Source organism: Bacteroides cellulosilyticus DSM 14838 (assembly GCF_000158035.1).
GTDB lineage: Bacteria > Bacteroidota > Bacteroidia > Bacteroidales > Bacteroidaceae > Bacteroides > Bacteroides cellulosilyticus.
Genome location: NZ_EQ973495.1, coordinates 513,606 through 529,421 on the forward strand (window position 1 = coordinate 513,606; position 15,816 = coordinate 529,421).

At 45.8% G+C, this 15,816-nt stretch carries 9 protein-coding genes and 1 pseudogene; 6 read left to right on the plus strand and 4 right to left on the minus strand.

The annotated features are described in order from the left end of the window. Window positions 1-873 (minus strand): Rpn family recombination-promoting nuclease/putative transposase (locus tag BACCELL_RS24250; RefSeq protein ID WP_044154359.1); only part of this gene is annotated, 873 nt, incomplete at its 3' end. Between the two features lie 556 nt (window positions 874-1,429). On the opposite strand from BACCELL_RS24250, the gene BACCELL_RS24255 reads away from it, so the two are divergent. The 6 genes from BACCELL_RS24255 to BACCELL_RS24280 all read left to right on the plus strand — a co-directional run bounded on the left by BACCELL_RS24255 (window position 1,430) and on the right by BACCELL_RS24280 (window position 11,942). Beyond that, window positions 1,430-2,437 (plus strand): LacI family DNA-binding transcriptional regulator, encoded by a 1,008-nt coding sequence (locus BACCELL_RS24255; protein WP_007217410.1) that lies wholly within the window; start codon window positions 1,430-1,432, stop codon window positions 2,435-2,437. 31 nt (window positions 2,438-2,468) lie between these two features. Continuing rightward, window positions 2,469-3,845: an SLC45 family MFS transporter gene (locus BACCELL_RS24260; protein ID WP_007214797.1), complete on the plus strand. Its 1,377-nt coding sequence runs from the start codon at window positions 2,469-2,471 to the stop codon at window positions 3,843-3,845. A gap of 228 nt (window positions 3,846-4,073) precedes the next feature. Next, window positions 4,074-6,386 (plus strand): family 65 glycosyl hydrolase domain-containing protein, encoded by a 2,313-nt coding sequence (locus BACCELL_RS24265; RefSeq protein WP_007214798.1) that lies wholly within the window; start codon window positions 4,074-4,076, stop codon window positions 6,384-6,386. Window positions 6,387-6,490: 104 nt separating this feature from the next. After that, window positions 6,491-7,543: an efflux RND transporter periplasmic adaptor subunit gene (locus BACCELL_RS24270; RefSeq protein WP_007214799.1), complete on the plus strand. Its 1,053-nt coding sequence runs from the start codon at window positions 6,491-6,493 to the stop codon at window positions 7,541-7,543. Between the two features lie 44 nt (window positions 7,544-7,587). Beyond that, on the plus strand, window positions 7,588-10,620 hold the full coding sequence (locus BACCELL_RS24275; RefSeq protein ID WP_007214800.1) for an efflux RND transporter permease subunit: 3,033 nt from the start codon (window positions 7,588-7,590) through the stop codon (window positions 10,618-10,620). A gap of 50 nt (window positions 10,621-10,670) precedes the next feature. After that, window positions 10,671-11,942, plus strand: a complete 1,272-nt coding sequence (locus BACCELL_RS24280) for a TolC family protein (protein WP_007214801.1) — start codon at window positions 10,671-10,673, stop codon at window positions 11,940-11,942. 130 nt (window positions 11,943-12,072) lie between these two features. On the opposite strand, the pseudogene BACCELL_RS24285 reads toward BACCELL_RS24280, so the two are convergent. The 3 genes and pseudogenes from BACCELL_RS24285 to BACCELL_RS24295 all read right to left on the minus strand — a co-directional run bounded on the left by BACCELL_RS24285 (window position 12,073) and on the right by BACCELL_RS24295 (window position 15,449). Then, window positions 12,073-13,309, minus strand: a pseudogene (locus BACCELL_RS24285) (sodium ion-translocating decarboxylase subunit beta). A gap of 6 nt (window positions 13,310-13,315) precedes the next feature. Next, window positions 13,316-15,151, minus strand: coding sequence for a biotin/lipoyl-containing protein (locus tag BACCELL_RS24290; protein ID WP_007214804.1), 1,836 nt, complete (start codon window positions 15,149-15,151; stop codon window positions 13,316-13,318). A gap of 37 nt (window positions 15,152-15,188) precedes the next feature. Next, entirely contained in the window at window positions 15,189-15,449 is a 261-nt protein-coding gene (locus BACCELL_RS24295; RefSeq protein ID WP_007214805.1) for an OadG family protein, read from the minus strand. Window positions 15,450-15,816 lie beyond the last annotated feature (367 nt).

Consider the following 15,816-nt stretch of genomic DNA (forward strand, 5'->3'; position numbering starts at 1 on the left):
CTTTACTATCACGTCAACAGGAATACCCAGTTGCTTCATGTTGCGGGCTATGGAAAAACGTTCTTCATCTCGTCCTTCCGCACGTCCTTCTGCACGTCCTTCCGCACGTCCTTCCGCACGTCCTTCAATCTTTCCCTCCAGTTTGGCAGAATCCAGCACATCGTTCTGAATCATCACGGCGCTCAGATGCTCGTCATAAGCCATGCGCTCTTTAGGGGGCATGGAGAAGTATTTCAGTTTCTCGCGAGCCTCGCTCAGACCGGGAGCGGTGGTATCGGGGCGAATGGTACCGTCCTTCAAATATTTCATCCATTCTTCAAGTGGTGTGACAGCCACTTTGTCGAACTCATTCACACGGATAAGGACATATTCGGGAAATATCTCGGCTGGCATGGGGGAGACAATGGCATCACGCTCCTTGACATTCACCTGAAGGTGGTCGCCCGTATGGACGCCTACGAAATGGTTCTGACCGTAATACAGGTAGTCGTTTCCCTTTCCGATATCGAAGTAGAGAACGCTGATGGAGTAGATTTTCTTCACCTTATAGTACGTTTCACCCAGCGAGATATGCTCAGTGATAGCCTTGGCAACGCCATAAAGAATCCGCTCCAGATTATAAAGTTCGCGGGTATTCTGTATCTCGATAATGATGATCTCGTCCTTACTGTTACGGGCCTTGATGTCCACACGGTTGAATTTATCTTCAGCGGACAGTTGATTGCTTTCACTCTCCAGAATTTCCAAAATAGTGACTTTCTCACCCAGAAACACGGTGAGGAAACCTTCAAGCACGTCGAAGTTTGCCTTCTGGCGTAACAGGCGCTTAATGGCCCAGTCGAAACGTACATATTTGTCTTGAAGTTCTTCCATTTCTCTAATTATTAATTTGGAATACATAACTTTACCCACAAAGGTACATCTTCTTGCGGAAAAGGGCAACAAACATACGAAAGAAAGTGAAAGGGACAGGATAAAAAGAGACGCCGGTTGGCATTCCTTGCAAAGTCAGCTTCAGTGCGGCTGTCAGGTATTGGCACGAAATAAGAAGGTACAAGGATATTACGGGCTCTACGAAGTTTAGCCAATCCGCTTTCCGGCAATATCGTTGTGGTCGCCAGCATAATGGCAATCACAAAAGCCGAAGCACTTGTTAAAAATTCATATATTGATAACATCTTTCCCTACCGGTTCAATACCGGCATAAAGACAACGGGACTTTCTGTAACGTTTGCAAACGTTTGCGCAAATCACTAACCCGATAACTGTCAATGAAGAAGCGATATTTCATGTATTCAGCTATTTTTGCAACCGGATAAGTCAGTTCAATAAGATAAGCTGCACCTCAGCAATAAAAAAACAAGCAAGCTTATTTTGTATTGTTTTTGGTTTGCACTACCTTTGGATAAAGGAATACTTAGAGAATACCATGAATAAACCGCAGATTACCATCAAGGACATAGCACGGGCGTTGAACGTCTCGCCCTCTACCGTGTCAAGAGCGTTGAAGGACAACCCGGATATCAGCCAGGAAACCCGCAACCTTATACATGCTTACGCCCGCGAGCATAATTATAAGCCTAACGTACTTGCAGTAAATCTTCGAGCCAGCCGTTCGAATACAATCGGTGTAATTGTGCCGCAACTGGTACATCACTTTTTCTCGTGCGTGCTGAGTGGCATTGAAAAGGCTGCCGCCGAAGCAGGATACAATATTCTGGTAGCGCAGAGCAACGAATCTTATGAACAGGAAGTGAAAATCGTACATTCATTCCTTGCCGCCCGCGTCTGTGGTGTGATTGCCTCATTAGCAAAAGATACTTCCCAATACGACCATTATCAGGACTTGCTGAATAACAATATTCCCATTGTGTTCTACGACCGCATCTGCACCGGATTGAAAACAGAGCGGGTGGTAGTGGACGACTATGCCGGTTCTTTTGCTGCTGTAGAGTATATGATACAGACAGGCTGCAAGCGTATCCTGTTTTATGGAGCAGCCCCGCATTTGGAAATCACCAAGAACCGCCGGAATGGCTATCTGGATGCCATGAAGAAATACAAGATTCCCGTAGACGACAGCATGATTATGTTGTGTGATACCCGGGAACGTGCCATATCCATCACCCCTGACATACTGGAAGGTTCCGAGCATCCCGACGGTTTCTTCGCCATCAATGACGAAACAGCTTCAGGCATTCTGTATGCCTGCAAACTGGTTGGAAAGAAAGTGCCCGACGAAGTATCGATCTGCGGATTTACCGACGGTGCCATCGCCCAAAGCACAGATCCCAAACTGACCACCGTAGAACAGCATGGAGAAGAAGTTGGAAAAAGCGCTTTCAGCATTCTGACAGGTAAACTGGAAGGGGGCGATGATAAGAGTAGCAACAAGATTGTGAGAACGAATCTTGTAGTGAGGGGAACAACGAAATAACTGAATAAATATCTAATACATAAAATAAAGAATGAAAGTAAAACCTGATTTGAGCTTTTGGAAGCTGTGGAATATCAGCTTCGGCTTCTTTGGCGTACAGATTGCGTATGCTTTGCAGAGTGCGAACATCAGCCGTATTTTTGCGACATTGGGTGCAGACCCGCACAATTTAAGTTATTTTTGGATATTGCCACCATTGGCAGGTATCATCGTGCAGCCCATCGTAGGTGCTGCAAGCGACAAAACGTGGACACGCTTCGGACGACGTATTCCTTACCTCTTTGTCGGTTCACTGGTAGCCGTACTGGTAATGTGCCTGCTGCCGAATGCCGGTAGCTTCGGTATGGCAGTCAGCACGGCAATGATATTCGGATTAGTATCGTTGATGTTTCTGGATACATCCATCAATATGGCGATGCAGCCATTCAAAATGATGGTGGGCGACATGGTAAACGAAAAGCAAAAAGGCCTTGCCTACTCTATCCAGAGTTTCCTGTGCAATGCCGGTAGCTTGGTAGGTTTCCTGTTCCCGTTCATCTTTACATGGATAGGCATCAGCAACATAGCTCCCCAAGGTGTAGTTCCCGACTCAGTTATATATTCCTTCTATATCGGAGCAGCCATTCTGATACTTTGCGTCATCTACACCACAGTAAAGGTGAAAGAAATGCCACCTGCCGAATATGCGGAATACCATGGCATCACCGAAGAGGAAAAAAAGGAAAAGATCAATATGGTGAAACTACTGGTGAAAGCACCGAAAGCTTTCTGGACAGTAGGTTTGGTCCAGTTCTTCTGTTGGTTTGCCTTCATGTTCATGTGGACCTATACCAATGGTAGTGTAGCTGCCAATGTATTCGATGCTCCTACTGTTGAAACTGTGGTGAACGGCGCAAACAAAGTAGTGCTGGACACTAAGAGTATCCAATATCAGAATGCTGCCGACTGGGTAGGCGTATTGTTTGCCGTACAGGCCATTGGTTCTGTACTCTGGGCTGTATGTATCCCGATGTTCAAGAACCGCAAACTGATCTACTCACTCAGTCTTGTTTTGGGTGGAATAGGTTTCATCTCCACGTATTTCGTTCACAATCAATATGTATTATTCATCTCCTTTTTGCTTATCGGTTGCGCATGGGCAGCTATGCTGGCATTGCCTTTCACCATCCTGACCAATGCTCTAAGCGGCGGACACATGGGTACCTATCTGGGACTGTTCAACGGAACGATCTGTATTCCGCAGATTGTAGCTGCTACGCTAGGTGGTAGTATTCTGGCTCTGTTCACCCCGAAAGGCATGTTACCGCCTGAAATAAATATGCTTGTCATGGCAGGCGTGATGTTGATTATCGGTGCCGTTTGTGTATATTTAATCAAAGAGACCAAAGGAGAACAAGCAAAAGCATAATCCGTGCGAAAACATACTTAAAAGGAGATATCTATCCCTCTACGACAAACAACTCTTTTCTCTACGATAATCGCCCCGTTCCTTTAAAAAGATCGGGGCGATTCTTATAAAAGAACCAAACACATCTTATTCTTTAGATATTCTTTGTCTTCTTTTTTTCCTCATCATTGCCGTTTATCCGTTTATTTGTTTATCTTTACGGCCATAATCACCATTGAGATACACACCATGAAAAGATACCTTAAAACCGATGAATGGAATATTATTGAAGATAACTTTCACGCCGACAACCTGCGAATGTCAGAAAGTATATTCAGTCTTGGGAACGGTCGCTTCGGCCAACGGGGCAATTTCGAGGAACCTTATTCAAGCGACTCATACCGTGGTTCATTCGTTGCCGGTATCACCTTTCTTGATAAAACGCGTGTAGGCTGGTGGAAAAACGGTTTCCCTCATTTCTATACCCGTATTCCCAATGCAGCAGACTGGAGTCGTGTCAGTCTGCGCCTTATCGACGAAGAACTGGACCTGGCACAATGGGACGTGAACAGCTTCAGCCGCAGGCTTGATATGAAAGCGGGTATCTCCTACCGGGACTTCGAAATCACATCTCCCAAAGGACACCAAATACGGGTACATGTGGAGCATATCAACAATATGGCTCACCCCGATTTATGTCTGATAAAATACAGCGTCACCTCCATCAATTATACGGGAAGAATATCACTGATTCCCTCCTTGGATGCAGTCATAGTCAATAAGGATGATGATCCAAACGAGAAGATATGGAATATCCTCCGTTCCGGCGTCACAAAGGATTGTGCTTATCTATGGACGCAAACCCGACGTGAAGATGCGCAAGTGTGCTATGCCATGACCTATCAGTTCTTCAAGAACGGCAAAGAAACCACCTCGAACCCGATACGCATTGAAAAGGAGAAACAAACCGGGTTCAGCATCGGGGCAGATGTGAAACCGGGAGACAATGTAATGCTCATCAAATATACCGTTATAAGTTCGTCGCTCTATGATGAACGCCAGGAACTGATAGAACATTCCGTCACCAAAGCCCGTCAGACTAAAATAGACGGCTGGGATAAGCTGGAAAACGATCATCAGCAAGCCTGGGCCAATATATGGAAAGAAATGGATGTGGTTATCGAAGGCGATCCGGAAGCACAACAGGGTGTCCGGTACAACATCTTTCAACTATGCCAGACGTACCGCGGTGATGATCCGCGCCTGAATATCGGTCCGAAAGGATTCACTGGTGAAAAATACGGTGGAAACACATACTGGAATACGGAACTTTGTTGTGTACCGTTCTTCCTACTCTCTACTCCGAGGGAGATTGTGAAAAACCTGTTGATATACCGCTATAACCAACTACCGAAAGCGATAGAGAATGCCCGCAAACTGGGTTTCAAAGAGGGTGCCGCCCTCTTCCCGCAAGTTACTTACAGCGGTGAAGAATGCCACAGTGAATGGGAAATTACCTTTGAAGAAATACATCGCAATAATATCATCGTCTATGCCATTGCACAGCATGCTGCAATCACTGGCAGTAAAGATTATGTAGCCAAATACGGACTGGAAGTAATGATCGCCGTCTCCCGTTTCTGGAGCCAGCGTGTATCTTTCTCCAAACCAAAACAGAAATATGTGATACTGGGTGTCACCGGACCGGATGAGTACGAAAACAACGTAGATAATAACTGGTACACCAATTACTCGTGTGTGCAGTGCCTGCGGATGACACTTAACTATCTTGAGATCATTGCCGGAGAATACCCCGACGAATATGCGCGTGTACGCCGTGTCACCAACCTCCGCCAACAAGAAGAGGCTGAACGCTGGCGCGACATTATCAACCGTATGTATCTGCCGGAAGATAAAGAACTGGGGATCTTTGTACAAAATGACGGTTTCCTGGATAAGGAACTGAACAGTACCGATGCCATTCCACCCGAAGAACGCCCCATCAATCAGCACTGGTCGTGGGATCGTATTCTTCGTTCATGCTACATCAAACAAAGCGATGTATTGTTGGGCCTATATCTGTATTATTTCAATTTCGATAAGGAAACAGTCCGCCGCAACTTCGACTTCTATGAAACAATGACGGTGCATGAATCTTCACTTTCCCCGCACATCCACTCCATTCTTGCCGCCCGCATCGGAGAAGTGGAAAAGGCTTACCAACTCTTTCTGCATGCCACCCGTCTCGACCTGGATGATTACAACAACGAAACTCACCAAGGACTGCATATCACCAGTATGCCGGGCAGCTGGCTTGCCATTGTACGAGGCTTTGCCGGGATGCAGATTCTGGAGGGCATACTCTCTTTCTTCCCAGTCATTCCCGAGAAGTGGAACAGTTACTCCTTCCAGATAAATTATCAGGGACGTACACTTCATATGCATGTAGGCAAAGAAATAAATATTTCACTTATTGCCGGAGAAGAACTGAACATACAAGTATATGAAAACGTTTATAAGCTCAAATTGGGCACCGATTTGTTGCTCAGGATAGAGGAGTAGAAGCCTGTATCATTAACAACGCGTAACAAAATAAACCGGGAGAACAATTATCTGTTTTTCCGGTTTTATGTTTTTTATACCTAAACGAACAACTATACATTAGTATGAAGAAAATCTATTTGTTCGCCATCAGCGTGATGCTGCTTGCCACATCATGCGGGCACAAGAAAGAGGGCGATGCCACGCTGATCCGACCTGTCAAGACAGCTACTGCCAGCTCCCAATCGGTCATCCGGAAAGACTTCTCCGGTATTGTAGAAGCCGTAGAATACGTGAAACTGGCCTTCCGTGTCAGCGGACAGGTCATAAATCTGCCTGTGGTAGAAGGTCAGCGGGTAAAGAAAGGACAGCTGATCGCCGCCATTGATCCGCGTGACATTTCCCTGCAATACGCCGCCGACAAAGCCGCTTACGAGACTGCCGCAGCACAGGTAGAACGTAACAAACGCCTGTTGGGACGCCAAGCTATCTCCGTGCAGGAATATGAGATCAGCGTTGCCAATTATCAAAAGGCAAAGTCAGCTTATGAATTATCCAGCAATAATATGCGGGATACCAAACTTACCGCTCCCTTCGACGGTTCTATTGAAAAACGTCTGGTAGAAAACTATCAGCGCGTGAACTCTGGGGAAGGCATTGTACAATTGGTGAATACACAGAAGCTCCGCATCAAATTCACCGTACCGGATGATTATCTCTATCTACTTCGGGCAAAGGACGTAACATTCAAAGTGGTATTCGATACCTATCCGGGCACGACATTCAATGCAAAACTGGAAGAATATCTGGATATTTCTACAGCCGGAACAGGTATCCCGGTAACTATTACGATCGAAGATCCTGCTTTCAACCGTTCCCTATACGATGTGAAACCGGGATTTACGTGCAAAATCAAGCTGGCTTCGGACGTAGCTCCCTTCTTGGAAGAAAAGCTTGTGAATATTCCGCTCAGTGCCATATTCGGTGAAAGCGAGAACCAGAGGACCTATGTGTGGGTAGTAAAAGACAATAAGGTAAGCAAGCGGGAAGTAACCGTATACTCTCCTACCGGAGAAGCCAATGCTCTTATCTCTGCCGGTATACAGCCGGGAGAAACTATTGTAATTGCCGGAGTGCACCAACTGGTGGACGGACAAACGGTGAAAGTTATCAATTAGACTACCAACCACTGCGACCTTGAGGTCGCCCAAATATAAATCATATGAATTTAGCTAAATATGCATTAGACAACACCAAGATTATTTATTTCTTCCTGGCTGTGTTGCTAATCGGTGGTATACTATCATTCGACCGGTTGGGAAAGAAAGAGGATGCACCCTTTGTCATCAAGTCAGCGGTCATAATGACCCGCTACCCGGGGGCGGAACCAGCAGAAGTAGAACGACTGATCACTGAACCGATCTCCCGCGAGATACAGTCGATGAGTGGTGTATATAAAATTAAGTCGGAGTCCATGTACGGACTATCCAAGATAACATTCGAGCTTCAACCTTCCCTTTCCGCAGAGTCGATTCCGCAAAAGTGGGATGAATTGCGCCGTAAGGTGCTCAACATACAACCGCAACTACCCGCCGGCGCTTCCGTTCCCACGGTATCGGACGATTTCGGCGATGTATTCGGCATATACTATGGCTTGGTAGGCGATGACGGTTTCTCTTACGAAGAAATGCGCAACTGGGCAGAACGTATCAAAACCCAGGTTATCACTGCTGACGGAGTTATGAAAGTAGCCTTGTTCGGTACACAAACCGAGGTGGTAAATATCTATATATCCGTCAATAAACTGGCCGGTATGGGTATAGATCCGAAGCAAGTAGCAAGTCTGTTACAATCGCAAAACCAGATTATCAATACAGGTGAAATCAATGCCGGTGAACAACAACTGCGTATTGTAGCCAACGGAACCTATACTACCGTCAATGACATCCGGAACCAAGTGATTACCACTCCGGGCGGACAGGTGAAACTGGGTGATATTGCCGTCATTGAAAAAGGATATATGGATCCTCCCGGCAACATCATGCACGTCAACGGAAAGCGTGCCATAGGTATCGGTGTTTCCACCGACCCGACAAAAGATGTAGTAAAGACTGGAGAACTGGTAGATCAGAAACTGGCTGAACTTCTTCCCCTTATTCCGGTAGGGTTGGAATTGGAAAGTCTGTATCCGGAAAATGTCATAGCTCAGGAAGCAAATAATGGTTTCATCATTAACCTGATAGAATCCCTCCTCATTGTAATCGTTATCATCATGTTGGTAATGGGGTTGCGTGCAGGTATACTTATCGGCAGTTCGTTGATATTCACCATTGGCGGTACGCTGCTCATCATGTCTTTCATGGGAGTAGGATTGAACCGTACTTCACTGGCAGGTTTCATCATTGCCATGGGTATGCTGGTGGATAATGCTATTGTAGTGACAGACAATGCACAAATAGCCATTGCCCGAGGTATAGACCGGCGAAAAGCACTGATAGATGGAGCTACCGGACCGCAATGGGGATTACTTGGCGCTACGTTCATCGCCATTTGTTCATTCCTGCCGTTGTACCTCGCCCCTTCTGCCGTAGCGGAAATCGTGAAACCCCTGTTTGTCGTACTTGCCATTTCTTTGGGATTAAGCTGGATACTGGCACTCACACAAACCACCACTTTCGGTAACTTTATTCTGAAAGCCAAATCCGGCGATACCAATAAAGACCCGTATGATAAACCTTTCTATCACAAGTTCGCCTCTATCCTTGGAGTACTTATCAAGAAGAAGACTCTTACACTGGGTAGTATGGTAATCCTGTTTATCATCTCACTGGTCATCATGGGAATGATGCCGCAAAACTTCTTCCCCTCACTGGATAAGCCCTATTTCCGTGCCGATATATTCTATCCGGACGGTTACAGCATCCGTGACGTAGAAAAGGAAATGAAACAGGTGGAAGCGCACCTCCTGCAACAACCGGAAGTGAAACGAATATCCACCACATTCGGAAGTACGCCGTTACGTTACTATCTGGCATCTACTTCCGTCGGTCCTAAGCCCAACTTTGCCAATATACTTATCGAACTGACTGACAGTAAATATACAAAGGAATACGAAGAGAACTTCGACCAGTATATGAAGGCAAACTATCCGAATGCCATCACCCGTACCACTTTGTTTAAGCTATCGCCTGCGGTAGACGCCGCCATTGAAATCGGCTTTATCGGTAATAATGTCGATTCACTGGTGATGCTGACCAACAAAGTCCTGGAAATCATGCATCGGGATAATAATCTCATCAACGTACGCAATTCATGGGGGAATAAGATTCCTGTATGGAAACCCGTTTACAGTCCGGAACGTGCCCAACCGTTAGGTGTCTCCCGGCAAAGTATGGCACAGAGCATTCAGATCGGTACAAGCGGTATGACATTAGGCGAATATCGTGAAGGCGATCAGGTGCTGCCCATCCTGCTAAAGGATAACACAGTCGATTCTTTCCGCATCAACGACCTGCGTACACTACCCGTATTCGGAACAACACAGGAAACCACTACCCTGGAACAAGTAGTCAGTGAATTTGATTTCCAATATAAGTTCTCGAATGTAAAAGACTATAACCGTCAGATGGTAATGATGGCGCAAGCCGATCCACGCCGGGGAGTAAATGCCATAGCAGCATTCAATAAGATATGGAAAGAAGTACAAGAAGAAATTCAGGTACCGGAAGGATATACCATGAAGTATTTTGGTGAACAGGAAAGTCAGGCAGAAAGTAATGCAGCATTGGCAGCTAATATGCCACTAACGTTTTTCTTAATGTTTATTACCCTGTTGTTCCTATTCAGAACCTACCGCAAGCCAATTGTCATCCTATTGATGTTGCCACTTATCTTTATCGGAATCGTACTGGGATTAATCTTGCTTGGTAAATCATTCGACTTTTTCTCTGTTCTCGGTCTACTGGGATTGATTGGTATGAATATCAAAAATGCAATTGTATTGGTAGATCAAATCGACATAGAAGTTGCTTCCGGAAAAGCGCCGCTGAATGCGGTAATCAGTGCTACAACCAGCCGTATCATACCTGTAGCCATGGCGTCCGGAACTACGATTCTGGGTATGTTGCCGTTGCTATTCGACGCTATGTTCGGTGGTATGGCGGCAACCATCATGGGTGGTCTGCTGGTAGCCTCAGCATTGACGCTGTTCGTGCTTCCGGTGGCATATTGTGCGATACATAAGATCAAAGGATAAACTCCGGATACTCTTAACTATTCGCTTAAATAAGAAATAAAGAGATAATTATGAAAAAGATAATAACCATACTTACATTACTTTGCAGCTTCGGTCTGAAAGCCGGAGCCCAGCAGTTCTTAAGCCGCGAAGCATATCGTGACAAAGTAGAAGCCTACAGCCAGGTGCTGAAACAGCAGCGTCTGAAAACCATGGCAAACACCGAAGCGCGAAAAATAGCAAATACCGGCTTCCTGCCACAAATAGACATCACAGCCGAAGGTACCGCCAACCTCAACCACCTGGATAAGTGGAACAGTCCGAAAGGTGAATACCGCCCCTACACCTATCAGGCACTCGCAACTTTGGCACAACCCCTCTATACGGGTGGTTCTCTAATAGCTCAGAAGCGTATGGCACAGGCTGACGAAGAGTTAAGCCAACTCACCACTGAACTAACTCTCGACCAAATTCATTATCAAAGCGATGCTGTTTATTGGAATGCCTCAGCCGCCTATGCCAGTCTTGAGGCTGCTGCTACATTTCAGGATATCATAAAGAAGCAGCACGATATTATTCAGGATCGCTTCAATGATGGCGCTATCAGTCGTACAGACCTGCTGATGATTTCCACCCGCCAGAAAGAAGCTGAATTGCAGTATATCAAGGCCCGTCAGAACTATACCCTTGCCTTACAACAACTGAACATTTTGATGGGAGTAGCACCCAATACTCCCGTAGATAGCCTAAGTGAAATCAGTATAGCCAGTGAACCCGTCGACATTCTTGGACTTGACGATGTACTTCCACGCCGCGCCGATTATGCCAGCACAACGGTAAACATTGCCCGGAGTGAGGCACAACGCCATGCCGCCCTCAGCAAGTACAATCCTCAGGTAAGCATGTTCCTTGCCACAGGTTGGGATACCGGTATCACGTACATGGGACAGGAAATCCCTCATACGCCTGTAGCCGGAGTAAACGTCAGTATCCCCATCTTCCGTTGGGGGGCGCGTTTCAAGACAAACCGGCAACAGAAAGCATTCATTGGTATCCAGAAGCTGCAACAAAGTTATATCACTGATAATATTCTTGAAGAGCTCTCCGCCGCCACTACAAAACTGACGGAAACGGAGCAACAAGTAAAGACAGCAAAGGAAAATATGGCTCTTGCCGAAGAGAACCTGGACCTTGTCACTTTCTCTTATAATGAAGGGAAGTCCAGTATGGCAGATGTATTGTCCGCACAATTGTCGTGGACACAGGCACATACGAACCTGATCAATGCGCATCTGGCAGAGAAAATGGCAGTGGCAGAATACAAGAAAGTGATTAGTGAATAAAAAGTCGGGCGCGGATTACACGGATTACACGGATTTATTTCTTTATTGTAATGAAAGAATCCGTGTAATCCGCGCCTAAAAAGTCTGCGTTCGTCCGCCTCAATCCGCGTCGTCCGCGTATCTATTCTCCTTATCCCAAGAACGAGATCAGCACACCCGCAGCCACCGCCGAACCGATAACACCGGAGATGTTACTGGACATACAGTAATTCAGCACATGGTTCTTCGGATCATACTTCGTAGCAATCTCATTGCACACACGGCTTGCCATAGGCACAGCACTCAGTCCAGTTGCACCAATGAGCGGGTTGATCTTCTTCTTGCTGAACAGGTTGAACAGCTTCACAAAGAAGATACCACCTGAAATAGAAAGTGCGAATGCAAGGAAACCACCCACTACAATGCCGATAGTCGTCCAATTCAGGAACGCTTCACTCGTCATTGTGGCACCTACACTCAGTCCTAAGAAAATAGTTGCCGCATTCATAATACTGTTCGCTGCCGCATCGAATAAACGACTGGTATCCGTACCGATTTCTTTTATCAAGTTACCGAACATCAACATACCAATCAAAGGCACTGCCGTCGGCACAAAGAGAGCAACGATCGTAGTTACTGCAATCGGGAAAATAATCTTCAGTACACGCAGGTTCCTTGATTTCGGTTTTCGAAGGATAGAGTTTCTCTTGTTCCTTCATATTGATCATCAATTCCTTCTTCGAACAGAGTAATTTCACCACTAACGGAATAATTACCGGCACCAATGCCATGTAAGAATATGCTGCGATAGCAATCGGTCCCAGCAAATGCGGAGCCAGCTTGATAGTGGTAAAGATAGCCGTAGGACCATCGGCACCACCGATAATACCCAATGCAGCCGCTTCTTGCGGTGTGAAACCAATCAACACAGCCACCAGCAATACAGTAAAGATACCCAATTGCGCTGCCGCCCCAAAGATAGAGAGACGCAGGTTACGAAGCATCGGTCCGAAGTCGGTCAAAGCACCCACACCCATGAAGATGATAGGCGGCAGGAACCCTGTCTTAATCAACATATAATAGATGAAGTTCATCAGTCCCAAATCGTGTGCAATTTCATGCAACGGCATTTCCCAAATGTTCTTCATTACTCCATTTACCAAAACCATTCCATTCTGATCTGCCTGGATGACGCCCATCTCTCCACCGGGAAAGTTAGCAATGAGCACACCGAAAGCGATAGGTACCAGCAGCAAAGGTTCGTAATGCTTTTTGATACCCAAATACAGCAGAATGAAAGCAATGGCATACATCACCAGAAACGACGGATCAGCAATGATGTTGCTGAAAGCCGTCATATCGTAGAGTCTTGCAAATATTTCTTCCATCGCTGTTTATCCTATCTTCATTAATACATCATCTTCTGCAACAGAGTCACCCGAAGTAGCACAAATAGCCGTCACAGTACCGTCAAAATCGGCACGAATGGCATTGTATGTCTTCATAGCTTCAATGTAGCAAAGCAAATCGCCTTTCTTCACTTTATCACCTACCTTTATCGGGGTTTCCTGGGCATTCTTCGTCAGGAAGAACTTGCCTTCCAACGGAGCAGGTACATCTTGTCCTTCGCCTACGGGAGCTTCCACTTTCGCTGTAGCATCTGCCGGCAAATCAATATCACCGTAAGCGACCGTTACGCGATAAGCCTGTCCATCTACCTGAACGGTAAGTGTTTTCGGTTTGGCGTCGTCCAACGGAGACTTATTAAGTTCCGCCTTCCGTTTTTCCACGTCTGCCAGGAAGTCTTCTTTCGCCTTGCCACTCTTGTATGCTTCGTATTGTGCCGGATGCATGGCATATTCGAAAAGTTCTTCATCATCTTCGCCCAAATCCCATTTGTTCTCTTTCATCATCTTGCGATACTTATCAAGCGCATCCGGATAATTATCCTGTGGGTTTCCGGTAAAGAACTTACGGCCTTCACGTTCGGCTTTCTCAATGATTTCGGGAGCTAGCGTACCCGGCAATTTACCAGCTTTACCCAACAGCATATCCCAGATATCATCAGCAATCATACCCCAACGTTCCTTACCTTTTTCCATAGCAATCACGTTCATCATCGCCAGATTCTTAACATACTGGCTGAACGGAGTTACCAACGGAGGATAACCTACGCGCGGCCATACATAAGCCACTTCATTGAACAGCTTGATAAGCAACTGATCCTGCGTCATAAACGGCAAGTTACGTTTCGCCTTATATTTATTGATAGATTCCAGATTGGACTCCAAGTCAGCCATCAAGCTACCCATCATACCCCCCGGAAGTCCCGGACCGATCAACAAAGAGTTCATCAAGCGGTTCTTCGGACTGATATACAAACCGAGGAAGTCATCCATAAATTCCTGAATCAAAGCACGTACCTTCATGTATGCTTCCATATTCACCTCAGGAACCTGGAAACCTGCATCTTTCAGCATAGCCTGCACACTCAGCAAGTCAGCGTGTCCCGTACCCCATGACAACGGTTCCATGCCCACGTCAATATAATCGCAACCAGCCTCGCAAACTTCGAGGATACTTGCCATATTGAAACCGGGACCTGCATGACTATGATATTGAATAGGAATTTCAGGATGTGCAGCCTTGATATTTGCTACGATCTTGCCCAATGATACCGGACGTCCGATACCTGCCATATCCTTGACACAGATTTCATCAGCACCTGCCTTGATCAGCTCTAACGCCATATTGGTGTAATATTCCACCGTATGGATGGGAGAATGAGTGATACAAAGCGAACACTGGGAAATCATTCCTGCTTCCTTTGCATAAGTGATGGAGGGAGCAATGTTACGAACATCATTCAATCCGCAGAATGTACGTGTGATATCTGTTCCCTGAACTTTCTTCACTTTATAAAACAGCTTACGCACATCGGCAGGTACGGGGCTCATGCGAAGACCGTTCAGTGCACGGTCCAACATGTGAGTTTGTATACCAGCCTCGTGAAACGGCTTCGTCCATGCACGTACAGCTTTATTAGGATTTTCACCAAACAATAGATTTACCTGTTCAAAACCTCCGCCATTGGTTTCTACGCGGGCAAAACAGCCCATTTCAACAATAGCTGGAGCAACCTTTACCAGCTGGTCTACGCGGGGCACATATTTTCCGGCACTCTGCCACATGTCCCTGAAAACCAGGCTGAACTTAATTTCCTTTTTCATACTAAATAAATAGGTGTGTGTTTTTTATTAAAGATTATCATTTTATTTTCTCGACCTTGGCTACTTTACCCTTGCCTTGTGTCACCACTGTTACAGCGGCACTGATAGCAGCCAAAATGTTTCCAGGAATTGCGGCAGGACCTTGCGCACCTTTCTTATCCGGCACCACCTCTTCAGGGGCGTACTTGTTTACCAGAAGAATAAGTCCTTTACCTAAGTAGATTACAATCAGCAGGATAGCGAACACTGTCGTCATACCTACCACCATCAGCAAAAGCGCTGTGTTGAGATTTTCCATATTATAAATTATTAGTTATTCGGTCTGTTTTACAAAAAATCGTCCGAAATTACGGATTATCAATGAAATAAAATAGAAAAATAACACTAAAAGATGCTAAAACGAAAGTTTCCATGTTCTCCCTTCAAGCGGAGGGATTGCATGGAAACCATAAAGATATTAACGCCTACCATAGAACTGATTACCAATATATCTTGATCCAGTTCATTGAAACAAGTATTCGGATAACGAATCAAAGTATAATAAAGAACTTTCAGGCTTCAGTTCTTTCAGACTTTCTCTAATTCCGTATTACGGCTGAAACAACTTCCCATCTCATCTCTGCATGCCACAATACGGCTCCCCCTCTTCCGGATAGCTCTCAACA

Bases quoted from the DNA above. Each gene is read 5' to 3' on its own strand.
- BACCELL_RS24255 (WP_007217410.1), top strand. From the start codon at position 1,430: ATGAATAAACCGCAGATTACCATCAAGGACATAGCACGGGCGTTGAAC.
- BACCELL_RS24290 (WP_007214804.1), bottom strand. From the start codon at position 15,151: ATGAAAAAGGAAATTAAGTTCAGCCTGGTTTTCAGGGACATGTGGCAG.
- BACCELL_RS24270 (WP_007214799.1), top strand. From the start codon at position 6,491: ATGAAGAAAATCTATTTGTTCGCCATCAGCGTGATGCTGCTTGCCACA.
- BACCELL_RS24280 (WP_007214801.1), top strand. From the start codon at position 10,671: ATGAAAAAGATAATAACCATACTTACATTACTTTGCAGCTTCGGTCTG.
- BACCELL_RS24295 (WP_007214805.1), bottom strand. From the start codon at position 15,449: ATGGAAAATCTCAACACAGCGCTTTTGCTGATGGTGGTAGGTATGACG.
- BACCELL_RS24275 (WP_007214800.1), top strand. From the start codon at position 7,588: ATGAATTTAGCTAAATATGCATTAGACAACACCAAGATTATTTATTTC.
- BACCELL_RS24265 (WP_007214798.1), top strand. From the start codon at position 4,074: ATGAAAAGATACCTTAAAACCGATGAATGGAATATTATTGAAGATAAC.
- BACCELL_RS24260 (WP_007214797.1), top strand. From the start codon at position 2,469: ATGAAAGTAAAACCTGATTTGAGCTTTTGGAAGCTGTGGAATATCAGC.